Raw genomic sequence first — 21,767 nt, 5'->3', positions numbered from 1 at the left:
AGGATCGCAAACTGGATCTCGGGGCTTGCAAGGCTCGAAAGAAGCGTGGAGAGCGGAGAGTAGAAGAGGAGGCCAAGGAGCATCCCGCTGATAACAAGAAAGAGGATGAGGGTTAAGGCCAGCGATACTTTCCGCATCCACGTCTCCGCCTGCCCGGCTACTGCGGCCGGATCCCTGTTCCCGCTTCCCGGAGCCTCCCGACATGTGTCGTGGTGACCCACCCGGAGACGGCATCAGGAATGGAATCGAATGCCGGGATATACGGCTTGATATCGAGGACCGGTGTCCCGTCAAGAAGGTCGATGCCTTTCACCGAGAGCGTCCCGTCCGCGATCCCTGTCAGGGCAACGTACGAGATCCCGATCGGGTTGGGCCGGTTGAAGTGGCGGGTGGCAAAGATCCCGTGGTTTGCCTCCCCGTCCAGGAGCGGCTTTTCCGCGAGGGCCCGCTTCTCTGCCTGGTTGAAATGGGAGAGGATGATGAGGTGCGAGAATCCTTCGATGTCGCGGAGCCCCTCACGGTATTCGGGGAAGACCTCGATCGTCCCCCCTGCCTGAGAGAGCGAGCTCTGGAACGGGGGTGCACCGCGTGTCGTGAGCTCTGAATGCGCAATCCCTATCGGGCGGAAGTCCATCATGGTTTCTTCACGGTCTCTCTTACGGCTGGACATTCGCATAGACCGGGTCCGGGTAGATCGGGAACCCGTGCTTTGCAAAGATCGCCTTGCCCTCGTCCGATGCAACGAACGCGACAAACTTTGCTGCGGCATCCGGGTTCCGGGTGAACGTGGTCACGCCGATGGGGGTGATCAGGACCTCGTTTACTGTAAGCGGGATCTCGATCATGTCCATCTTGTCGGTTTTGACATTGTCAAGCGTCAGGATGGCGGCGTCGGCTTGCCCGGCATTCATGATCGTGACCAGTTCGTTGATGGTCGGTGTGCGGGTCACCACATTCTTCTCAACGTCAGCGGTAATGTTCAGCTTCTTGAACATCTTCGCCCCTGCCTTGCCGATGGCCGTTGCATCGACATCACCGAGTGCGATCTTCATGCCAGGCTGTGCAAAATCCTTCAGCGTGGCGATGTTCTTCGGATTGCCCTTCTGCACCACAATCACCGGCACGTGGTAGGCAACAAGCTGGTAGGAATCGACAAGGCCCTGGGCCTTTGCGGTCTTCCACTCGTTCGTGGAACCGGGGATGAAGACATCACCCTTGTGGGTCAGGTTCATCTGCGTGATGAGGACCCCGCTTCCGCCATAACTGTACTGGACGCCGATGCCGTACTTTTGCGTGAATGCCTTCCCGGCGTCTTCCATCGGGGCCTTGAGGCCCGCGCCGGAGAAGACAAGGATGCTCTCCGCGGGAACTGCGGTTGTTGCCGCTGCGGTGCTTTTTGTCTCCTGCGATGGCGCGGTGCAGCCGGCACATGCCGCTGCGATGAACAGGATGACGAGTGCGATACTGATGATGAGTGTTGTGTTCTGTTTCTGGGTCATGGAAATCATTCCGAGGATCAGGGATCGACCGGACACTAATAAATAATTATTGATTTACTTGTTTTATTTGTTAACCAGAAAAGCCGGATTTTCCGGTTGAACCATTGCAGCGTACAGCAGGAACTGCCAGGAGTGTTCGCTGCGTGGGAAAGAAGGAAAAAAAGATTAATGTTTGCCCGGCATCGGGTTGAACACGTTCTCGTAGATCATGTCGCTGCCGGTGTTGTGCAGGCGGGCGCGCTCCTCTCTCTCCTCTGCATACGCAAGGATCGGGAGTTCCATGTCCCGGCCAGGGACGTGGCCGAACATCTTCTCGAGCTCGACCTGCTGGGAGTGCATGAAGAGTGCGTTCGGGATCTCCGACGGGCAGAGTTCCTGGCACTGGCCGCAGTTCACGCAGCTCGATGCAATGTGGGCGAAGCGGATGAGGTGGAACATGAAGTTCGGGGGGACCTCGCCGGGGGTGACGTACGACGGGTTCCTGGTCGTGCAGTCTACGCAGTAGCAGATCGGGCAGGCCGAGATGCAGCTGTAGCACTTGATGCAGCGGGAGGTCTCGGTCATGATCTTCCTTAACCGGTCCTTGCCCTCGCCGAGTGCCTCGAAGTCCTTCTTGCGCCACTTGTCGCCGAGCTTGAGCATGGCTCCCTCGACCTTCCCGCGGATCTCCAGACCCTTGGGGTTGGGTGCCTCGGTTGCAAGGACGCCGGCCTTGACGGCACCATCGATCAGCTTTGCGCCCTTTTCGGAGCAGACCTCGACAAAAGTTGCCTTGCCGGCCCGCGGGCCGATGACACCCCAGTTACCGCAGGCAAGGTCAGCCTGGCGGGGGACTTTCATCTTGCAGCGGCGGCAGTTGGAGCGCCGGCCATAGCCGTGCTCTTCGAGCTCGTCCACGGAGATACCCTTGTGTCCGCCTTCGTACTCGATGATGAACTGGCCCTTGTCGATCTCTTCCTTGTGGACAACGTCCGGGTCAACACCGTACTTGTCGGCGATCATCTTGCGGGCGACGACCGGGCTGACCGACCCCCCGCAGTTGACACCGATCATGACGATGTTGTCGAGGTTGATCTGCTTCCTCTTGGCGAGTTCGTAGAACGCCATCGCGTCGCAGCCCTTGACGGTGACTCCGATCTTCATGTCAGCAGCGCCATCGAAGTACTTCTTGATCAGCTTGGGCAGGAGGAGCGTTCCGCAGTGGAGCGACCCGGCGGTGTTTGCCAGTTCCTTTGAGTCCTTGACCAGCGTCGGCTTTGCATCGTAGAGGTCCTTACCCTTGGAGATGACGAGGACTGCGTCGACTGCCTTTGAGTCAAGGGCGTACTTCCAGAGTGCGGTGACAGCGCCACCGAGCTCGGCTTTCTTCTGGATCTCTGCATCATTGGTCCATGCATAGAGCATGTCGCCTTTCTTTGCCATGTTATGCTCCCTCCGGGGCGATCTCGAGTCTGACAGCCGCCCCCGCCATGTTGGCAGGCAGTGAGACAACGCCCTTCTTGATGTCGGATGTCACGTTTGCTGCAAGGGTTACGCTGCCGGCTTTGTCGGAGACCCTGACCTTCTGGCCGGTCGTGATCTTCAGCGCCTTTGCATCTTCCTTGTTGATGTACACGACCGGGCTCGGCCACTCGCGGACAATGGACGGTGTGTTGACCGACAGGGTTCCCATGGGCCACTGGCTGGCGACCATGAACGGGAACGCGTTGTCAGCGGTGCCATCAGGCTTGAACTCGACAGCTGCGAAGGCCGCCTTGCCGTCCTTGGTTGCGAACTTGTCGGCATAGAGGACCGCGGTACCGAATACGCCGCCGGCTGCCGGCCACTGGACTGCTTCGGGCTTCTCGAGCTTCGCGTAGGTGATGCCGGCGTATGCGGGCACGGCCTTCGCGATCTCGTTGAAGATTGCCTCGGCGTCCTTGAACGCAAAGTCCTTTTCGTGTCCCATTGCCTTTGCGATTCCGGCAACGATCTCCCAATCAGCCTTTGTGCTGCCAACCGGTTCGACGGCTTTCCGGACTCTCTGGACCCGCCGTTCGCTGTTGGTGTACGTCCCATCGCGCTCGGCGAATGATGCCGAGGGCAGAATAACGTTTGCCCGGGCAGCGGTCTCGGTCATGAACATGTCCTGGACCACGAGGAAGTCCAGTTTGCCAAGGGCATCGGCAACGTGGGCTCCCGCGAGCGCGATGTTCTCTCCCATGACGTACAGGACTTTGATCTTGCCGGCAATCGCGGCATCGATCATGGCGGGAAGGGTCAGGCCGTTCTCGCCCGGCACGGCACCGACATCGGCCGCGCCCTGTGCATTGCTCTTGCCGCGAAGGAGGCTGACGCCAGCGCCGGCCTTACCAATATTACCGGTGACCATCTGGAGGTTTGCGACAGCACGGACAAGGTCGCCGCTGCCGGCTCCTGCTGAGGTGACGACTGCTGCCGGCTGGGCTGCTGCAAAGATCTCTGCAGCCTTCGTGATTACGTCTTCTGCGATTCCGCATGTCTTGGATACAGCTTCGGGAGTTGCCGATGCAACGGCTGCCTTGCACTTGTCGAAGTTGCTGGTCTTCTCGGCAATGAAGTCTTTGTTCTCCTTGCCGGCCATGACGATCGCGTTGACGATACCGTTGACCAGTGCGACCTCGCTTCCGGGATTGGTTGCGATGTAGAGGTCGGCGATCTTTGCGGTCGCGGTCCTGCGGGAGTCGGCGACGATGATCTTTGCACCTCTCTGCTTTGCAAGGATGATCCTCCGGCCTGCAAGAGGATTTTCTTCGAGCGGGTTGCTGCCGACAACGAAGATGGCCTGTGCATCGGAGAGGTCCGTGATCGAGTTTGTCATTGTGCCGGCACCGAAGGCGTCGGTAAGTCCCCTGACCGCGTCCGCGTTGCACTTGCGCCCGCAGTAGTCGATGTTTGCGGTCTTCAGGACGTTTGCTGCGAAGTTCCTGAAAACAAACGTGTCCTCGTTGCAGGTCCGGGCCGAGGCCACGCAGCCGATTGCGTCGCCTTTTGCGGCCTTGAGCGCATCGGCAACTTCTTTAAAAGCGTCTTCCCAGCTGGCTTCGACAAACTTCCCGTCCTTCTTGATCAGGGGGGTTGTGATGCGGGCGGGGCTGTTCACAAACTCGAACGATTTGTTGCCGCGGATACAGACCTTCCCCTCATTGATCGGGTTGCGGTGCCAGGGAGAGATCCCGGCAACCCTGCCGTCTTTTACGACAAGGTTGATACCACACCCGTTGCCGCAGTAGGGGCAGGTGCTTGATACGTACGTGAAATCCATGTTCCAATCCTCAAACAATAATAGTTGACAAAAGGGCATTATTAAATGAATAGGGTTTACATCAGATTTTTGATGATTATCGGTGGGCATATATCGGATAGCTTATAACCAAGTGATCGGAAACCGAGAAATCGCGCAGCACTAATGCACAGCATAGCTCGATTTCCAAAAACATAAAAATACACGATTCTGTATGCGATCCCCCCGAATCCCCCCCATGGTAACTGACCTTGTGCAGACCGCCCTTTCTGTAGTCGATGGAGCCGGATTCACCACCCTTGAACAGTGCCCGCATTGCGGCGGCCCGGTGACCGGCTACGATACCCGGCAGAAAAAGTTCGCCGTGGTACTGGATGGAGACGAGGAACGCACCCTTACGGTCCGGGTCAAACGGTTCACCTGCCGCTCATGTGGCCGGCTCTGTTACTCCGATGAACCGTTCTATCCCGGCACGCGGATCGGGTCTCCCGTCATCGATTTTTATCTGACAAAGTCCCTTATAATGCCCTCAAGCCAGGCAGCCCGTGTCATTGCCGCGATGGGTATCGTGGTCGACCGCACCACCTGGAAGAATTACCGGGACCGGGCGATGCCTGAGGTCCCGCAGGCAGATTTTTTCGGGATGCTGCTCCCGCGATCCATTCTCTCCCTGTCAGCGCTTGCAGCGAAAGGACCGGCGGGCGACAGGATTACGGGGAGGGATATTCTTGCGGCGTGTGGGTGGCCGTCGCGGTGGGGGAGGGCCGGAGGGATGATCCGGGATACCCCCGGTTTTTGGGGAAATCCGACTGTCACCCCCTGGTAAAATCATCTCTTTTATTTGGGCGTATTTTTCGGAACCGACTGGTCATCAGACCAGGAGGTCGAGAAGAACGCGTCAGCGTTCTTCGAGTTCAGGTTTGTGGAAAAACTATCTCTTTGATTTGGGCTTATTTTTCGGATCGGAGGCCATTTTGAAAAACAGGGTTTTGGGAAATCGCATTTTTTGGCGAATTACAGGGTACGTTTTTGGAAATACTGGATTTTTGAGCGTATTTTTCGGATATGGGAGGTATTTCAGGCTCCAAAAATAGCTTAATTGGTGCTTTTTGGATGAGCGATTCCTGCCCGAAGCGTAGGAAGAGCTGGAGAAGTAAGCCGGCGACGTTTTTCGAACAGGGCCTAAAAGGATTTTTCGTCCATCGGCCCGCCAAAAGTGTCCGGGAGAGGGGTGGATCCGGCGCCCGTATCCCGGAATCCGGCCAGGGCTGCCGGCACCGGCACGGGTCGCCACGGAACGATGACGACGACTGATTGTTCGCGTCCGCGATGGATCCGCCGGGGATTCCTGAACCGAAATCCTGAATAATTAATTATAATATGTTGATTCTCTCTTAAGATTAAATTGAAATCATTAACTATTTATACCGCTCCGGCGTACCAGATGGATGATAACGCATTTCTGAGAAGGAACAATACCGATGCCATTCACGGTAATCACACACCAGGTGCCATGAGAAATGAGGTGCGTTGTCAGCAGAACGGACATACAAACAGGACAAGATCACACACAAAGAATCTCATCAACGATCAAGCAGGACAGGCCTGGAAGCGGACCGGTTCCGTTCTGGACCGGTTCCCGACAGGAATCGAGGATTTTTTTCGGAGTGATTGCCCTTCAGCCATGAAAAACCATCGCCTTCGACATACCCGGGCAGAAGGGCGGATCTTCCGGTGGGGTGGCACGTGAAGGCCGCCCCTTTATGACATGAGATGACCAACAGCACCGGCAGCGGTGAGTCAGTACGTCATGTCCGGGCTGGCAGTAAGAATCTCCACTGCCGTGCCTGTCACCGTGAATATTTCCCGGGACGAATCCCGACTCGTTTGGCATACGCCCATCCTGTTACTTCTTCGTGTACGGTGATGACAACGATCAGGGTGTGATCCGCTCGTCCGGAACTCATCTCCTGCCGGTGCTGTTTTCTGATCCGTTCGGCCGGTTCCGCCATTATTAAGAACCGGGAACCATCACCTATGGTTGAAGCAGATGACCTCACCATTCACCGACCCGGTTGCTCCTTTTCCGGGCTGGACACGCCGGATGTACCGGCTCTCCCGCGAGGCGGATGCCGGAGCGACCGGTATTCCGTGATGCGGCTCCTGATCGGGAACAATCCTCTGTGAAGGGGGAATCTTACGATATAGTAGCGAAATATTTCAGTCCGTTCAGGAGTCCGTCAGGGTAAACCCTGATGCCCTTTTTTCACTTTTTACAAGGGATGGATTGGGGAACTAAACCAGGTAAGATGCCCCGTTTGCCAATCGGCTCCCGATTTGAAAAACTGATATTTTTCAGGTCGCGATTTTTGGCGATTTATATGAAACTGATTGCGAAATACTGGTTGAATACCTTTTTTTTATCAGTTCGTGAGATATCCATCCCCGGAAAAGCTTTTTCGTCCCTTTTGGACGAACGACTTCCCTGAAAACTGAAACAGGAGTTAGAGAATCGTCCGGGAATTATTACCCGGTTGATGTAATGATCAAAGATATTTGACATCAGGGCTGTAATGCATTCTTTGAACAAGCATCAGGAGTTTATCGTGAGTAGATTTGGCCCCTTAAAATCGCCTGACCTTCAGCAGAGGAAAAGAGCGGATCCAAGTCAGCGAGATTCCAAATTATTTCTGATAACTCAATTTCTTTCCAGTGATTCAGGCACCTCTATCTTCAATCATTCTATTGCGTAATCATATATGAAATTGCCCTCAGGAGAAGGAAATATTGTTCATTTAACATTAGTGTGATGTTAAACACATTTGTATACTCTATAAATAGTATTTTTGCAATACCCTTGTGCAGTTCTATGCAAGGCCGTTCCATTATACCCATTCTGGTGATAATTTTCTGTATTTGTTTAGTATTTACCGGTGGTTGCATCAAAAAGGTGCAGGACACGATTGAGCCACCATCTGCAACACCGGAAATACCTGCACCAAGTAGTTCTCCTACGACCCCAGTTCCAGCTGCCACAATAGTCCCTGAGATTTCTGTTGTTGAACCAGAACCTGTGTTAACGGCCGTTGTACAAGAAGCGGATCCGGTCCTGACACCAGACCCTTACCCGGTAATCCATGGCACGCAATTCAACCAGACGCTAACAACCAATCCTATCATCAACGGACCTTACGAATTCGAAAAGAAGTATACCCTGACGGGGAATGCTGTTGGCCTTACTGTCAATGTAACAAAAGGCCCCCTTTATATTATTTATGACGTCACTCCCAAGAATGACTGCCTGAAAGATCCAACATCATGCCGCGGAGATAAAACCCGATCAATTAACCGGCCGTACCTTACTATCACGGTGCGGGATAACATAACGCGTGAGATTATTGCAGAAGACGGATATGGACGAGAGTTCAGTTCAGATACTGGCAAGGCAACCTATAGTAATACGGGAAAAAATACTGCTGACAGCCTGCTATCCAGTGCCAGTTATGAGGAGGTTACAACAACGTCAACTCCCGGCCCCCGGTATATCAAAATATACCGAGACGGGGTGTTTCATATTACCCTTGAGGGAAGTTTCCTTGATGTTGATATGCGGATCAAAACCGGGGCAACTCCAGCTGATTCTGCTCCCGCAACTTCCAGTTCAAATGCGGAACCCGAATCGAATGAGGAATTCTTCTAGGTGATTCACTGGACCGGAAATTGATTATCCAGATGGATTCTTTCCTGAATCATCACTGTTCGGTATCTGTGACATCCCGCATTGATCACATCAGGAACACAAACACCGCGATTGTCGCTGCAAGGAGAACGATGCTGTGCTTAAATCCGGCAAGGATGCTGTTAGAACTGAACTGGCCCGCCATGATACCTGAGAATGTTGCAAGGATGACACCGATCCGGAACATCTCGGTAAGGTTTCCCGCGGTATCGGTGCCGATATTCATTCCTTTGAATGCAGAGAGGAATGGGACATTGAGCTGGTACGCGGTATACAGATAGATGCCAAAGGAGAGGTAGATAATCATCACGTAGATGATGGTTGTGTTGGACCGTTCCCGTTTGAGTTTGAGATAGTATTCGAAGTCCGTGATTGCGATGATGAAGATCTGTTTTAAGTTCGTGGTGATCTCGCTTGCCCGGACGAGGAGGGAGATTGCACGTTTCACGGATACAAGACCGATCCGCTCTTCCATCTTGATGAGTGCGGAATTGACATACGCTCCTGATTCGATATCACGGGATGCGACCGAAAGTTCGGAGCTCAGCACCCCGAGTTTTGCTCCGGAGATCCTGTGAATGGCCTCCTGCAGGGTGATCCCGATGTCTTTCATATCGGAAAGTTCGCGCAGGAAATCCGGCAGGTGTTCCTCGATATTCCGGACATACCATCGCCTGCCCTCAAACGAGACGGCAACAGGTGCCATGAACCCGATGATCATAAGGCAGATGACCGTTTCCATCTGGTCGTGGGGGATCAATGCCCCTAATCCTCCGCTCACCCAGATGAGAGCAATTATTCCTGCGAAAATACTTCCAAGCGCAATCCCGTAGTAATAACTCCGGATATATGTCCTGATGGGATGACGCAACAAACTCAGGTAGTAGTTCTTTTGCTTGTTGTCCTCAATACGCTTGTAGAATGCCTTATTTCTCACTTCATCGTCATCTGAGTCAGTCCCTTCGGTTGTTGTCACACCGGCAGCGAAATGTTGCTCCATCGTCTTTTTTCGGGAAATCTCGAGGTTCTCCGGGGGGAGCATGAGAGAGAGGATCCAGATCATGACGATCGCACCGGCCGGAATGCAGATGTACATCATGGGGAGGATCCAGGACATCTCCTGGCTGTTGGTCATGCCCTGGGCAACGATCATGATGATAAGGGCGATGGGACCGGCCACGAATGCCGTCACATAGACTTCGGCCATGATCTCGATGGTCTTGAGGACCAGCTCGACTTCCTGCTTGGCCTGGTCGCGATAATATTCAGTCTTGGCGCCGAGATAGGTCGTGATGTTGCCCCCGCTGTCGATGACAATTGCAAGGTCGTTGATGAAATCCCGGAGGTTCGCTGAAGGCGTGATCCGCTGGAGATCTTTTATCGCCGCGTCCAGATCATCGCCGAAGAGTTCGACATCACGGACGATAATCCCGAACTCATTGGCGATCTCCCCGAACATGTCATGTTCTTCGTATACTTTGCGGATGATGGCGTACGGGGCCATCGTCGTGGAGAGGGCCTGCATATAGGAGATCGCATACGGAAGATCGAGATCGATCCGGCTCTTCCGTCCATGGGCAATGATCTGCGGGTAGTACATATGCATGGCGTACTGCCCGGGTACGATGAGCACAAAGAGCAGGAGCCAGAGAAGCGTGCCGGTTGTGTTCAGGCCGAAGATCTCCAGTTCAAACCCGAAGAGGGCAAAGAAGAGCCACAGAGTAAAGCACATCACCAGCGTCCCGGCCAGGTTGACCCGGACCGTACGGAGGTATTCCTCCGCGGTTACGGGGAGATGGGCCGAACGCAGGGTTTTTCGCAACGTGGTACCATGGAGTATCAGCTCAAAGTCGGTAAGCCGTTTCTCGGCACGCCTTAGAACGGGGGGAATGAACATCCTTTCAGTCACCCATGTCATGAATAGCGTTGGCCAGATCCCGCAGGGTTGGTGGCTGTACATCAAGCGCCCAGGAGAAGAACTCCTCGCGTTTTGCCAGCTGGTGTTTTAGCTCCTGCTCGTCCCATGCGTTATGGAATGCGATCTCTTCGAGGACCCTGGACTTTGTATAGCGCTTCAGGAATGTGTCGTTCTGGACATCCCATTCGAAGAGCGGGGTCGGGTTGATCTCTCCGTTTTTGTTGACTTCGATCTCGTGGATTGAGAGGCACCGGCGGATCCGGGTTTTTCCGAGGGTATAGATGGACTGGACAACAACAATGTCGAGCGCCTGGAACATGACCGGTGGCACGTTGATCGGGTCATGGGTAAGACGGTTGATAGCTTCGTACACGCTCCCGGCATGAATTGTCGAAAGTGTGGCGTGGCCTGAGTTCATTGCCTGGAAGAGTGTCTGGGCCTCCCTGCCCCGGACCTCGCCCACGATGATGTATTCCGGACGCTGCCGCATACAGGCCTTGAGGAGCGAGAAGAGGTCAATATCTCCTTTTATCCCTTCGGCATTGAGTTCCCGGGTCTGGGTGGGAAGCCAGTTCTTATGCGGGAGCTGGATCTCGCGTGTATCCTCAAGCGAGACCACCTTAGCGTTTTGCGGGATGAAGAGAGAGACCGCATTCATCATTGAAGTCTTGCCGCTGGCGGTACCTCCGACGACAAGGAGGCTTTTCCGGTGCTGGATAGCAAGCCAGAGGAATGCAAGAGTCTTGGCGTCATACGTCCCGTACCTGATCAGGTCGAGCGGTGTCATGGGCTCGGCTCGGAATTTCCGGATCGTAAATGAGCTGCCCTTTGTCGAGACAACCTCGCTGTACGTGATCTGGATACGTGCACCATCGGGAAGCGTTGCGTCCACCATCGGGCTCGAAAGCGAGAGTTGCTTGTTGGCTTTCTGGGCGAGTCTCAGGACGAACTGGTTCAGCTCCGTTTCTGAGAAGACGATATTCGTAGGCAGGCTGCCGTACTCTCGGTGGAAAATGAAGACCGGGAGGTCGTTTCCGTTGCAGCTGATATCTTCAAGGGCCGGGTCCCGCATCAGGGTCTCAAGCGGACCGTAACCGGAAAGGTCGCGGTTGATGTAATAATTCAGGATTGCAATACGATCTTCGCCGATCTCCGGATCGAAAGCCCGTATGATCCGTGCGACGGCAACCGGGTCGATACGGGTTTTCTGGCTGTCTTCCGTCTCATCATAGATAATAATGTCCCTGAGATGCGTGTAAGTCTCAAGAAGGATTGTCATCTCTTTCTTCGAGATGGAAGGTTCACTGATGACATATGTAAAGCCCACATTGCCCACTCGTTTTATTGTAACATATGAATAGGGTTCGACTACCCAGTACCGTTCGAGAGTTGCGGGAGTATTACCTTCCGGAAGACCTGATGACCCCGATGGTACTGTAGATTCAGGTTCGAACAGCGATTTATCCAAAGGAGAAGAGACGGGTGTGGTTTTTTTCCTGGATATGCCCCCAGGCAACCAGGATCCCGCAGTATAGCGGGCCTTCAGGACTATAAGGGTTATTCCAGCAGATACAAGAGTGACAAGTCCCAGGCCGGCCATGGCCGGAAGAGGGAGATCGATGAAGAGGAAAATACCTGATGAGATGCACGCGATGGCTGCAACCATACTGAATGCAAGCAGACCTTTCCATGACGGCTCTGCAAGAAGCGCAGAGACCTTCATGATTCCTGTACTGGCGGTTTTTGTTTCCATTGCCGGGAGTACCTTTCCGGGCAGGTTGATTCCGGAAACCGGTTGCACGTTGTTTGGAGAATCCGGATTTTCTCTGGTAAAATTCTTAAATAGTGAAAAAAACCACCGGCTTTGACAAGCATGACGGCAGCTGAAGAAACAACCAGAATTTCCTGAAACATAATCCTCCGATATTCAGATTCTTCAGTCCGCAAAGGTGGTGTCAGCATCACCAGCAACCGTTTTCGCGATATATCCGATGATGGAAGGTTGAATAATGTTTTGTGTCCAGTATTAAAAAGTGCTCTGGTTTATTGCTGTAATTTGTTTAGTTTTTAAAATTAACATTTTTTAGCAATCAATATCTTTTTATTGATTTTTTCCAAAAAAAGTTTTACAAATCAAAAAATTTTTAACATTTTTTATGACATTACTGTCATATCCGGGCGAGATCCCGTTCAGCATAGAGATTGTGATAAATCCTGGTTTGTGATCAATGGGGATTAGACAACAAATGATCCCATGGATATAGTCCTGCCGCTTGCTTTATCCACAAGAAGCCATGTTGCCCGGGTATCGGTTTTCAGGACAACATTCCCGAATTTCATTCCAGCATTGCTGCCAAGGTCTTCCCCCTCAGAGAAAAATGTGTCTCCTGCCTGAATTGTTGTGTCCTTAAAATTACCCCCGCTCCCAATTTCACTGAAATTCCGGACAAGGCTGGTCTCGGCATCATTGAGTGAAAAAGATGTTTTATTATCATGTTCCCTCAGAACGACTTTTATGGAACTGAGCATGAACGGGTCGCCGCCATTGTGCTCGAAATAGATCCGGTGCTGGAGCAGGTTCGGGCTTGCCCTGATTGAACTCTGGGGACTCTTTTCCGCGCCACCGGTGAATCCTCCGGCATAGGTGCTCACGATCGCCGCAATCAGGACGGTAACCGATAACATCAGCATGACGCCGACAACCGGTGACACAGCCGTATCATGATCGGACCGGGACCTCAAACAACCACCACGTCCTTGTCAAAGATCACCTGCCCGCTCGGGATATGGACGATCTTCACCGTGATGACATCCCCGGCCTTGTACCTGTCATCCGAGGCCTTCTCGCCAAGATTCAGGAGTGCGTTCAGGCCGGGATTCTCATGGTCGCCCACCGATCCACAGAACTGAGCCGGAGTGACGAGGACATCACCGGCCATCAGGACAGCAGATGAATTCCCAAACCAGCTCCTGTGCCGGGCTGATGAGGAATGCTGGAGGGGCGATCCCTCGAACCGGTCCTGGTCATTGATGAAGAGGGGCGCAGAGTAATGACCCGAATCGATCTCCACGGACATCTCCCCTGAGAGTGTGCCTTTGATCAACTGGCCGGACTCATTCCGGAAATAGGTGGAGATGCTAAGGTCCTTTGTCTGGAGGGGGCTCCCGCTGATATGCTCGATGGTCATTGAGTTGATCGAGAATGTTCCATAGGATTTATTCTCGTAGAAATGGACTTCGAGAACTGCCGATGGTGCGGGTTTCTGGGAAGAGGAAAAACTACCGGCCGTAGCGCTGACAATGGCGGCGATGATTATCGTCACCGAGAGCATGAGCATGACCCCGACTACGGGAGATACACCATCATCTTTCAGGGAACGATCGGGATATTGTTTCCGCATGGTTATCAGGCAGGATGACCCGGAGATCTCTGCATACCTGTTTTTGCATATTATCTCTAGGGCATGGTGTGTTTCGAAAATCTATTTAATAATTATACTTAACAATACTAATAGTTTAACATAATAATTTGACAAACAAATGTGACAGGACTTTTATTCAGATCTCCATGAATTGTCCGGCAGTTCCGAATAATACTACTTCAGGAAATATCCCGGTGGAAAATGAACACGAACACATCAGGATTGAATGAATCAGGTGCATCAGAAGTTATCGGAGAGATGCTCATGATCGCTCTTGTCGTGATCCTGCTCTCTGTGTTCTCTGCCGTCCTCTTCAACTTCCTTCCTGCCGGTCGTGACCCGAGCGTCAGTGTTATGATGACCAATGACCGGCAGGATATTACCCTCTGGCACAAAGGGGGAGACTGGGTGCAGGCCGAGGATTTGAGTATCGTGATCATGAACGAGACATCCCGCCAATCGTTTACCAGAAGTGATCTCATCCTTGTTCCGGACAAAACCGTTTTCGATGTCGGAAGCAACCTCACCGTGAGAACGGAGTACTCATTCAAGGGGGATGAGACGGTTAAACTCATCACTCCCCGCACGGTAGTCTTCAGCGGGAGGATTGTCCTGTGAGCGAGGATGGCGTGGCCCCGGTAGTTGCCGTGATGCTCATCCTTGCAGTAGTGGTGACCTTCTTTGCCGCCTGGAATGCATATTATGTTCCTTCCATGAAGGCGCAGTCCGAGATCGCCCACATCAAGGATGTTGAATCCGGTTTCTTACGGTTTTCCTCCGATATAGAGACAGCCGTATCGCTGAAAAGGAATGTAAAGTTATCAGAACCACTCCCCCTTGGCGGCGGTGACTTCCTGTTCGATCCTGTCAGGTCCGGGGGAGAAATAAAAGTGTATAATGCATCGCCTGACGGATATCTGCGGCTGAACTGGACAGGAGAAAAGAGCCTGGAGAATCCGGACCATTTCCTGAACCTTGTTGCGTTCTCCTACAAACCTGTGAACAATTTCTGGCAGAACCAGGGGTACGGGTGGAAGAACGGGATTGTGTATGTTTTCAACAGCGAGCGCAACCTCACAACACCCTTGAAGGACGCGAAGCCCGATGATATTACCTATGACTTGGCCGGAATTCTTGTAGAGATAGAGCCTGTCGAATTGTATTCCGATCCCCCCGGCAACTGCTCTGCCCTCATCGTGAGGACGGTTAATATCACGCCGGATACCAAGTACAACCGGGTAAGCGGTAACGGGAATGCCATGCTGGCCCTGAACAGCAGCTCGCCACCCACGATACCCAGAGTTACGGTTCCGCAGGCAACCAGCCTTAACCTCACGATCATGAACCCCCCCAGCAGGTTCTCCTCATCGCTCTGGGGCTCTGTGAACGACAGCGTTGAAAATATGCGTGCTACGTGCGCGAATGTGGAGCGCCCGTTGATTGATCCCGCCAAGCGGGAGATCCGCCTGACATTCAAACCTGCACCCTACCCTAGTCTCACGCTTATCAGCGAGACGACCGAGATAACGGTCAAGGCCTACTGATCGCCACCTCAAAAACAGTGAGAGTGCAGAGGTGACATGCCAGGCATGCGAATGTTCATCCGACTTGGCCGGTCGGACACAGCGAATATGACGCTTACCCCGTCAAGTCGGATTATCCCGAAAGCCAAGGCAGGATGACGAACAGGTTGTTGGAAACCACGAGTATGTAGAGCGTGATGATGATACAACAGAATATTGTGCCCGATCTCGTCATGTACTTTTCAGCAACCAGCGATACGACAAAGATGAGGAAAAGGATTGCCATCTTGATAGCAGCGTGCAGCGCCGGAATTTCAACAATCCCCACCATGAGAGGATTCAGCTCTATACCTCCTCGCAGAAGAATGATCTCGGTTGTTACAATATCGAGCAGGAATAGTGCACCCAGAATAAGAAGGAAACCGGCGATCGTGCGGATGATTTTGTAATCCCGCGGGAATACCTCATGCAGTTTGGTCTGGATTTCCAATCCGTATTCTACCGGCATTATGCCGGATACTCAAAGGGATTGCATTAAAATCTTGTTTTAACGGCAAATTATTGATTTTTTGTTTTTGTAAAGATCTCATAATTAACCAGCAACAGCACGTATCAACATTTTTAGGTTCTTTTACTATGGAATATTATGAACTAGCAGAATTGTATGATTTTCATATCCGCGCATTCCACTCCCATGGGACATCATTATTACAGATATTGTCGATGACCGTACCCGTGTGAAAGTAAAAAAAATGATTTACCTATTCAAAAATCAACTGAACCCCTTATCCCAGACAGACGGATATCCTTATAATGTAAGGATTCTGTATATCTCCTCTCTGGTGAAAACCATGAAGATCAGTGCACGAAACCAGATTGCGGGCACCGTCAAGTCCATCAAGAAGGGCCCGGTCAGCACCGAAGTCGTGATCAACATCGGCGGCGGCCATGAGATGGTCTCCTCGATTACCACCCATTCGGCAGAATCCCTGAAACTGAAGGAAGGCTCGAAAGTCTACGCAGTTGTCAAGGCTTCCGAAGTGATGGTGGCAGTCGATTAATTCCCTTTTTTTTACTCTTTCCGCAATTAAAACCGGGTCTGCAGGAGTGCGTCCAGGTATTCCGAAGGATAGGCCCCTTTGCCCGGTGCAAACCAGACCTCTGCCTCACGCATGCCAATGATCAGGTTAATCTCGAGCAGTCCGTACTTGTGGATTATGGCCCTCGTGCCGCCCGGGGTCTCGCGGATGTACAGATCCTGATCTCCTAAGAGTGCCTGGATATCCGCTTCGGTCACCGGACGGGAGAGCCGGTATAGGCGCCGTTCCCATCCCGGGTACGGGGGAACCGGGTCCGTGAAGAGTTCTGGCATACGGTAATCCTGTCAGAACTATGTCCGGCACAGCACGTGCGGGGACATAGCTCCCCATTCTATTCGTGGTCCGGCAACCATAAAGCATCTTTGCTGTCCCGGCCCTGCGACAATTCCCGTATTTTCCCGAAGGAAACAACAACGGTTATTTCCGTGACCCTGCCATGAGAGCGAGCAGCCTCCGGCGCTCTTCCATGAGCCTCTCATCTGCTGCCTGCGCCCCTTCAACAAGCTGTATGAGGAAACGCTCCCCTGCACCGGCATATTCCGGCAGGAACCAGGCCTCGATGGAGGTCTCCCCGATGAATCCCTTGATGTTAAGGCAGTCCGGTATGAGAAAGGTGAAGAACGGCTTTTTCAGGCCATCTATCTCTTTCACCTCGCCGAACTTACGGCATGCTGCGGCAAACTCCCTCGTCACCGGTGCTGACAGGAGGAACTCCTTCTTGATCCTGCCGTCACTGCAGTGCACGAGCCGGATCTCTTTCTCGATTTTCACCGGGACCTCCATTAGTTCAGGATTGTTTGCATTGCCATGAGATATGTGCGCTGTAGGACGCACCCCCCAGAATCAGCCCCTCACCAGTCTGCCGCAACTGCTCCGTGAAATATCTGCGGAGGATCTCTTCTTCGCGGGGCCCGGTACAGTTCAGGCGCTGCTGATATTCTTCTACGGCTTCATCGACCGTGCGGTACACTGTCTCCCCCTTCCTCTCCGGTGTCAGGCTGGCATAAATCCCCATCTCATACAGTACCTGCCAGAGGCAGTCTGCGAGCGGCTCGCCCGGGTAGTCCCGGCCATAGATGAGCGGCCAGAGGTCAGCGCTGATCCGGGCCCATGACGGAGGCGTCAGGAACCAGAAGAGGTGGACCGATCCCCGGCAGCAGGCCTGCATTGCTGCAACCGCTTCTCCGATATCTGTCATGGAGAGTGAGTACGACGCCATCACGATATCGAACGGATTCCCGAGATCGTCTTGCGCGATGTCCTCCCACCGTTTGGGTATGACGGTGACCTTCCCGGCTCCCGATTCGGCCAGATTCTTTTCGAGTTCCTCGCGCATGGCGGTAGCGGGTTCGACCACCGTCACAGCGCAGCCCCGTGTGGCAAGCGGGACCGCGTGGGTCCCGGTGCCTCCCCCGATGTCGAGGACCCGGGCACCCTCCGGGATCCGCATGGCACTGAACTGCGCATCCACCTTCCCCTGCCAGGCCTGGCGGGTGCGGCTCTTCACGTACAGCCCGGCCACGTTCTTCCGGTTGTTCCAGTACGTTCCGGCCTGTTCCAGTGCCGGGTCCGTAAGGCGGGCGAGTTTCATCTGCCGCCAGCGATCCTGCCAGGAACAGGAACCCGGGTCGCCGGCATTATCCGGTGCCCCGCGATGAACACCCTTCACGGTTCCAGCACCGTGTAATAGGAGGTCGTTCCGCAGTTTTTACACACTGGTTTCCCGTCTACAATAATATGCCGGTTGTCCATGACCAGCTCCCCGCAGATACTGCAGACAGCTTTGCCGAGAGGATAGCCGGGGATGTCGTTTTCCGGGATATCTATCGTTACGTGCTCGATCTTCAGGATCTCCTCCTCCGGGCACGAGCCGAGGATCCGGATCACGTCCTTTGAGTCGAGTTTATCGTGCTCGGCCCGTTTCTTCTCGTAAACAGCAACCCTGACCGCTTTTTTTGTTTCAAGGTCGACAAAGACCGCCGCGAACTTTCCGAAGTCCTTGTGCTTAAGAGAACGGTGGCCGAGCGAACAGCCGGTAATAGCCTGCACGGCATCGGACCCGCAGCGGTCGATCTCGATGTACACGATCAGGTTGCGCTGGGGTTCCAGCGGGTCCATCCCGAGTTCCCGCATCCCTGCGATGGTCAGCCGCGTTCCGAGAACAATCCCCGGGCAGACATGCCCGTGAAATGCTTTTGCTTTGTTGAACAATGTCTCGTATAAACTCATACTCTTCACCAGGATTCGATAATGGTACTCGTAATTCTCTCCTTCGGGTTTCCTGTTCAGGTAATTATTGATCGGTCGCGTTCCACCAGATATGAGCGCTCCGGGTCCCGTTTCCGAGGACGAAACTGTCGCCGTCACGCTTCAGGACATTGTGGAGATAATTCCGGAGTATCTCTTCATGCGCAGCAGTTGTGCAATTCAGGCGCTGCAGGAACTCCTCGGCAGCTTCACCCTCATTTGCGTACCGCGACTGCGACACCTGAGGTTCGGGCCTGATGCTTGCATAGATCCCCATCTCGCACAGGATCTGCCAGAGCCAGTCCGCGGTGGGCTCCCCGGGAAATGTCCCGCCATGCAGCAGCGGCCAGAGATCTCTGTTGACTTGCGCCCAGGTTGGTTCTGTCAGGAACCAGAAGAGGTGGACGGTTCCCTTGCAGCAGGCATTCATCTTTGCAAGGGCCTCGCCCATGTCCATCATGGTCAGCGAGAAGGAAGCGATGACAGCATCGAACGGTTCCCCGAGTTCTTCCAAATCCACATCCTCCCAACGCTTTGGTATGACCACGATGTTTTTGACCTTCTCTTTCCTTATCCGTGTCGCGAGCAGGTCGCGCATCACAGGTGAGGGCTCGACAACCGTCACCCTGCACCCGATCTTTGCCAGCGGAATGGCGTAGGTCCCGGGCCCGGCACCGATGTCGAGGACGCGGCATCCCTCCATAATCTTCATTGCAGCAAGACGGGCGGCGGTCTTCTCATCGTGTTTGCCATCGCCTTTCGTGTATACGGTATGGATTTTCTTTTTACTGCCCCAGAACTTCCGGGAGTTGCCGTAGTTCGGGACAGCGCAGTGCGCAAGCTTCAGCTGGCGCCAGCGCTCGCGGAAGGGAAGTGGGGGACAGGCATCTGCCGTCGCCCGGACTGGGTCGGCCTGCCGTGGATTGGTATTCATGTAAATAGGTTTATTTAACCGCATTATCAATCATATGATTTAAACATCCCGGTTTTTTTCCGGAAACTACTGTTTGAGGGAAAGAAACTGATTCATACACCGCACGAAAGAGTCAAGTTTCTGTGAGGACCCTAACACTCCGGGCATGTATTCAGATCCGTATCCTTTTTCCTTCTTTTCAGAAACGGATTGCCCGGAGTGTTGTTTTTAGTCATCGCTGGCAGGCAGGTCACCCGCTGCTTTTACGTGCCTCCCCCATGGATGGTGGTAATAACCGGGTTGAATGCATAGTTCTGCTGGGAACCGCTCCCATCGGTGCGGATGACAAGGACGGTATTTCCGGATATATCCACCGTACCGAACTTGGAATCAATACCGATATTCCTTGCCCGTCCGCCCGCGGAATGTACCTGGATATATCCTCCCGTCACCTGTACCCCGGTGTCGGTTTTTTTGATATCTGCATTGCCCCCGTCGAGACCAAACGTGTTGGCCCCACCCTGCTGGGTTGCGTTGACCCTGCCGCCGGAGATGATGATATAGCGCGATGCATAGATGCCCTTGTTCTTGTGCCCGGTTGTCTCAACGGTCGTGGACACGGATCCTCCGGAAACGGTGACATTCCCCGCACTGGAGTAAATACCGCAGGCAAGCCCTTTCTCTCCATCGATATTCCCCGTTACGGTTATATCGAGATTTCCGCTTTCAACCGAGACGGACGGCGCGGTGATGCCAAAGAGAACACCGGTATCGTTCCTGACCCTGACGGTAAGCGTTTTTCCCTGGGGGGACCTGATGATGACAGGGACAATGGAATCGATCCCGGTTCCTGAGGTGCTGTCGATGGTTACATTTTCCCAGATCTCCAGCGTGAGGTCGTCCTTTCCGGTATAATGGATCCCGCTCCTGAACTGGTCGGATGAAGTGGCGGTAAGGATGTAGTCCGCAGCTGATGCGAACGGGACGAGGAGAAGGAAACCCAGGACGAGCAACACTACCATCCTGTGATTGAAACGATTGTTGCGGTAAGATACGGAGATGTGTGGGCATATGCCGCACCTGCCCGGATCCGCCATAAAATCGTTATCGTTCTGAAGTATCATTCATCAGGATTGAAAAATAGGGTAATTAAATCTGTTGAATTTATCTCATTTGTCAATGATATGTAATGATAATATCATCAATTCCGCGGTATGCTATTCTGATGAGATCTCTTTAACGGGGAACCAGCCGGGACGGTTCTCTCGGATCTTGCAGCTGGTCAGGGAAAGGGAAATTGTTATCCGCAGAAACCGTTACAAGATCTGGCTTTCCGAAGGCATCGTAAGAATACGCATTTACGGTGTCTCCGTTGCTGTCGCTCAGGCCGCGTACGCTTCCCAGTCCGTCGTACTGGTAATACATCTGTCCACCTGTTTTTTATCACGATAATGCCCTGAATGCGTATCCGGATGAATTGGTCTTGATACCGGCGATCAGTCCCTCACCACAATGCCGGCTCCATATAGGTGGCTCCCATCCATTCGATCCGGTCCAGATCCAGAGATGCGATATAATCCAGATTCACGGGGGCATAGCCGGTGAGCTCGCACGATACATTGATCCTTTTTCGTCTGCCATCGACAAAGGGGTATTTGGGATGGTTGTGGAAATGTCCATGGATCACCCACCCGTCCCACCGGGAGGGAACATCACACGGATCATGCGTTACCAGGAAATTCCGGTTTTTCACGGGAAGGAATCCCATGACGGGAAAGAGGGGGTCGGGATTCTTCCGGTCATCTGGTGTTTCAAAATCCCATGCAAGCTCATAGTTACCCAAAAAGAATTGTTTCATGCCGGTCAGCTGTGATGAGTATTTCTGAAATTCGCCACTGCTCTCTGCAAAATCGCCAAGGGAATATACCTTATCTTCCGGCCGGACCGTCCGGTTCCACCGCGCAATCAGATCGGCATTCATCGTGGCCATATCCGGATACATCTCATCCGTACCCGGATCCCTGCGGTTTTTCCGGTGAATGATATCCCGGGGTGTATCAGCATCGCCAAAATGCATATCGCTGATAAGAAATACCTGGGGCATGGTGTTCACCAGACAATTATATCAAAATAGCCCATCAGAT

At 53.2% G+C, this 21,767-nt stretch carries 22 protein-coding genes; 5 read left to right on the top strand and 17 right to left on the bottom strand.

Annotated features, from left to right (window positions below):
• Positions 1–157: 157 nt before the first annotated feature.
• The 4 genes from tsaA to PHF39_RS05155 all read right to left on the bottom strand — a co-directional run bounded on the left by tsaA (position 158) and on the right by PHF39_RS05155 (position 4,782).
• Complete coding sequence (gene tsaA, locus PHF39_RS05170; RefSeq protein WP_300221092.1) at positions 158–637, bottom strand: tRNA (N6-threonylcarbamoyladenosine(37)-N6)-methyltransferase TrmO; 480 nt, start codon at positions 635–637, stop codon at positions 158–160.
• A gap of 19 nt (positions 638–656) precedes the next feature.
• Positions 657–1,499, bottom strand: a complete 843-nt coding sequence (gene modA, locus PHF39_RS05165; RefSeq protein ID WP_300221089.1) for a molybdate ABC transporter substrate-binding protein — start codon at positions 1,497–1,499, stop codon at positions 657–659.
• 165 nt (positions 1,500–1,664) lie between these two features.
• A complete protein-coding gene (locus PHF39_RS05160; RefSeq protein WP_300221086.1) occupies positions 1,665–2,921 on the bottom strand; it encodes a Coenzyme F420 hydrogenase/dehydrogenase, beta subunit C-terminal domain in 1,257 nt (418 codons plus the stop codon).
• Between the two features lies 1 nt (position 2,922).
• Complete coding sequence (locus tag PHF39_RS05155; RefSeq protein ID WP_300221083.1) at positions 2,923–4,782, bottom strand: molybdopterin-dependent oxidoreductase; 1,860 nt, start codon at positions 4,780–4,782, stop codon at positions 2,923–2,925.
• A gap of 217 nt (positions 4,783–4,999) precedes the next feature.
• On the opposite strand from PHF39_RS05155, the gene PHF39_RS05150 reads away from it, so the two are divergent.
• Positions 5,000–5,587, top strand: coding sequence for a hypothetical protein (locus tag PHF39_RS05150; protein ID WP_300221080.1), 588 nt, complete (start codon positions 5,000–5,002; stop codon positions 5,585–5,587).
• A 1,024-nt stretch (positions 5,588–6,611) separates the two neighbouring features.
• Here PHF39_RS05150 and PHF39_RS05145 read toward each other — a convergent pair.
• Positions 6,612–6,773 (bottom strand): hypothetical protein, encoded by a 162-nt coding sequence (locus tag PHF39_RS05145; RefSeq protein WP_300221077.1) that lies wholly within the window; start codon positions 6,771–6,773, stop codon positions 6,612–6,614.
• Positions 6,774–7,660: 887 nt separating this feature from the next.
• On the opposite strand from PHF39_RS05145, the gene PHF39_RS05140 reads away from it, so the two are divergent.
• Positions 7,661–8,461 carry a hypothetical protein gene (locus PHF39_RS05140; RefSeq protein ID WP_300221074.1) on the top strand — a complete coding sequence of 267 codons (801 nt, stop codon included), beginning with the start codon at positions 7,661–7,663 and terminating at the stop codon, positions 8,459–8,461.
• A gap of 85 nt (positions 8,462–8,546) precedes the next feature.
• Here the strand turns inward: PHF39_RS05140 and PHF39_RS05135 are convergent, their stop codons facing one another.
• The 4 genes from PHF39_RS05135 to PHF39_RS05120 all read right to left on the bottom strand — a co-directional run bounded on the left by PHF39_RS05135 (position 8,547) and on the right by PHF39_RS05120 (position 13,819).
• Positions 8,547–10,397: a type II secretion system F family protein gene (locus tag PHF39_RS05135; protein WP_300221071.1), complete on the bottom strand. Its 1,851-nt coding sequence runs from the start codon at positions 10,395–10,397 to the stop codon at positions 8,547–8,549.
• Between the two features lie 4 nt (positions 10,398–10,401).
• Positions 10,402–12,219 (bottom strand): type II/IV secretion system ATPase subunit, encoded by a 1,818-nt coding sequence (locus PHF39_RS05130; protein WP_300221068.1) that lies wholly within the window; start codon positions 12,217–12,219, stop codon positions 10,402–10,404.
• A 434-nt stretch (positions 12,220–12,653) separates the two neighbouring features.
• Positions 12,654–13,130, bottom strand: a complete 477-nt coding sequence (locus tag PHF39_RS05125; protein ID WP_300221065.1) for a type IV pilin N-terminal domain-containing protein — start codon at positions 13,128–13,130, stop codon at positions 12,654–12,656.
• 26 nt (positions 13,131–13,156) lie between these two features.
• On the bottom strand, positions 13,157–13,819 hold the full coding sequence (locus tag PHF39_RS05120; protein WP_300221063.1) for a type IV pilin N-terminal domain-containing protein: 663 nt from the start codon (positions 13,817–13,819) through the stop codon (positions 13,157–13,159).
• A 222-nt stretch (positions 13,820–14,041) separates the two neighbouring features.
• Between PHF39_RS05120 and PHF39_RS05115 the strand changes: the two genes are divergently transcribed.
• Positions 14,042–14,458, top strand: a complete 417-nt coding sequence (locus PHF39_RS05115; protein ID WP_300221060.1) for a type IV pilin — start codon at positions 14,042–14,044, stop codon at positions 14,456–14,458.
• Positions 14,455–15,384 (top strand): hypothetical protein, encoded by a 930-nt coding sequence (locus tag PHF39_RS05110; protein WP_300221058.1) that lies wholly within the window; start codon positions 14,455–14,457, stop codon positions 15,382–15,384. The genes PHF39_RS05115 and PHF39_RS05110 overlap by 4 nt, the downstream gene beginning before the upstream one ends.
• 112 nt (positions 15,385–15,496) lie before the next feature.
• Here the strand turns inward: PHF39_RS05110 and PHF39_RS05105 are convergent, their stop codons facing one another.
• On the bottom strand, positions 15,497–15,871 hold the full coding sequence (locus PHF39_RS05105) for a DUF5658 family protein (protein WP_300221055.1): 375 nt from the start codon (positions 15,869–15,871) through the stop codon (positions 15,497–15,499).
• A gap of 343 nt (positions 15,872–16,214) precedes the next feature.
• Between PHF39_RS05105 and PHF39_RS05100 the strand changes: the two genes are divergently transcribed.
• Positions 16,215–16,424 carry a TOBE domain-containing protein gene (locus PHF39_RS05100; RefSeq protein WP_048111115.1) on the top strand — a complete coding sequence of 70 codons (210 nt, stop codon included), beginning with the start codon at positions 16,215–16,217 and terminating at the stop codon, positions 16,422–16,424.
• Positions 16,425–16,450: 26 nt separating this feature from the next.
• Here PHF39_RS05100 and PHF39_RS05095 read toward each other — a convergent pair whose 3' ends face one another.
• From PHF39_RS05095 to PHF39_RS05065, 7 genes are all read right to left on the bottom strand, one after another.
• Positions 16,451–16,735, bottom strand: coding sequence for a hypothetical protein (locus PHF39_RS05095; RefSeq protein ID WP_300221046.1), 285 nt, complete (start codon positions 16,733–16,735; stop codon positions 16,451–16,453).
• 145 nt (positions 16,736–16,880) lie between these two features.
• Positions 16,881–17,234 (bottom strand): hypothetical protein, encoded by a 354-nt coding sequence (locus PHF39_RS05090; RefSeq protein ID WP_300221043.1) that lies wholly within the window; start codon positions 17,232–17,234, stop codon positions 16,881–16,883.
• A gap of 16 nt (positions 17,235–17,250) precedes the next feature.
• The gene (locus PHF39_RS05085) at positions 17,251–18,132 is read right to left on the bottom strand and encodes a class I SAM-dependent methyltransferase (protein ID WP_300221040.1); all 882 of its coding nucleotides are present in this window, start codon (positions 18,130–18,132) and stop codon (positions 17,251–17,253) included.
• Complete coding sequence (locus tag PHF39_RS05080) at positions 18,129–18,692, bottom strand: FmdE family protein (protein WP_300221037.1); 564 nt, start codon at positions 18,690–18,692, stop codon at positions 18,129–18,131. Before PHF39_RS05080 ends, PHF39_RS05085 begins: the two co-directional genes overlap by 4 nt.
• 64 nt (positions 18,693–18,756) lie before the next feature.
• Entirely contained in the window at positions 18,757–19,644 is an 888-nt protein-coding gene (locus tag PHF39_RS05075) for a class I SAM-dependent methyltransferase (RefSeq protein WP_300221034.1), read from the bottom strand.
• Between the two features lie 242 nt (positions 19,645–19,886).
• Positions 19,887–20,645, bottom strand: a complete 759-nt coding sequence (locus PHF39_RS05070) for a hypothetical protein (protein WP_300221031.1) — start codon at positions 20,643–20,645, stop codon at positions 19,887–19,889.
• 482 nt (positions 20,646–21,127) lie between these two features.
• On the bottom strand, positions 21,128–21,727 hold the full coding sequence (locus PHF39_RS05065; RefSeq protein WP_300221028.1) for a hypothetical protein: 600 nt from the start codon (positions 21,725–21,727) through the stop codon (positions 21,128–21,130).
• Between the last annotated feature and the right edge of the window lie 40 nt (positions 21,728–21,767).

This window comes from Methanoregula sp. (assembly GCF_028712425.1).
GTDB lineage: Archaea > Halobacteriota > Methanomicrobia > Methanomicrobiales > Methanospirillaceae > Methanoregula.
The sequence above is the reverse complement of the archived record's forward strand: the minus strand, read 5'-3'. Positions and strand labels throughout refer to the sequence as shown.

Excerpts from the sequence above, each read along its gene's own strand:
- tsaA (WP_300221092.1), bottom strand. The coding sequence starts at position 637 with ATGATGGACTTCCGCCCGATAGGGATTGCGCATTCAGAGCTCACGACA.
- modA (WP_300221089.1), bottom strand. The coding sequence starts at position 1,499 with ATGACCCAGAAACAGAACACAACACTCATCATCAGTATCGCACTCGTC.
- PHF39_RS05160 (WP_300221086.1), bottom strand. The coding sequence starts at position 2,921 with ATGGCAAAGAAAGGCGACATGCTCTATGCATGGACCAATGATGCAGAG.
- PHF39_RS05155 (WP_300221083.1), bottom strand. The coding sequence starts at position 4,782 with ATGGATTTCACGTACGTATCAAGCACCTGCCCCTACTGCGGCAACGGG.
- PHF39_RS05150 (WP_300221080.1), top strand. The coding sequence starts at position 5,000 with ATGGTAACTGACCTTGTGCAGACCGCCCTTTCTGTAGTCGATGGAGCC.
- PHF39_RS05145 (WP_300221077.1), bottom strand. The coding sequence starts at position 6,773 with ATGGCGGAACCGGCCGAACGGATCAGAAAACAGCACCGGCAGGAGATG.
- PHF39_RS05135 (WP_300221071.1), bottom strand. The coding sequence starts at position 10,397 with ATGTTCATTCCCCCCGTTCTAAGGCGTGCCGAGAAACGGCTTACCGAC.
- PHF39_RS05120 (WP_300221063.1), bottom strand. The coding sequence starts at position 13,819 with ATGCGGAAACAATATCCCGATCGTTCCCTGAAAGATGATGGTGTATCT.
- PHF39_RS05115 (WP_300221060.1), top strand. The coding sequence starts at position 14,042 with ATGAACACGAACACATCAGGATTGAATGAATCAGGTGCATCAGAAGTT.
- PHF39_RS05105 (WP_300221055.1), bottom strand. The coding sequence starts at position 15,871 with ATGCCGGTAGAATACGGATTGGAAATCCAGACCAAACTGCATGAGGTA.
- PHF39_RS05100 (WP_048111115.1), top strand. The coding sequence starts at position 16,215 with ATGAAGATCAGTGCACGAAACCAGATTGCGGGCACCGTCAAGTCCATC.
- PHF39_RS05095 (WP_300221046.1), bottom strand. The coding sequence starts at position 16,735 with ATGCCAGAACTCTTCACGGACCCGGTTCCCCCGTACCCGGGATGGGAA.
- PHF39_RS05080 (WP_300221037.1), bottom strand. The coding sequence starts at position 18,692 with ATGAGTTTATACGAGACATTGTTCAACAAAGCAAAAGCATTTCACGGG.
- PHF39_RS05075 (WP_300221034.1), bottom strand. The coding sequence starts at position 19,644 with ATGAATACCAATCCACGGCAGGCCGACCCAGTCCGGGCGACGGCAGAT.
- PHF39_RS05070 (WP_300221031.1), bottom strand. The coding sequence starts at position 20,645 with ATGGTAGTGTTGCTCGTCCTGGGTTTCCTTCTCCTCGTCCCGTTCGCA.
- PHF39_RS05065 (WP_300221028.1), bottom strand. The coding sequence starts at position 21,727 with ATGCCCCAGGTATTTCTTATCAGCGATATGCATTTTGGCGATGCTGAT.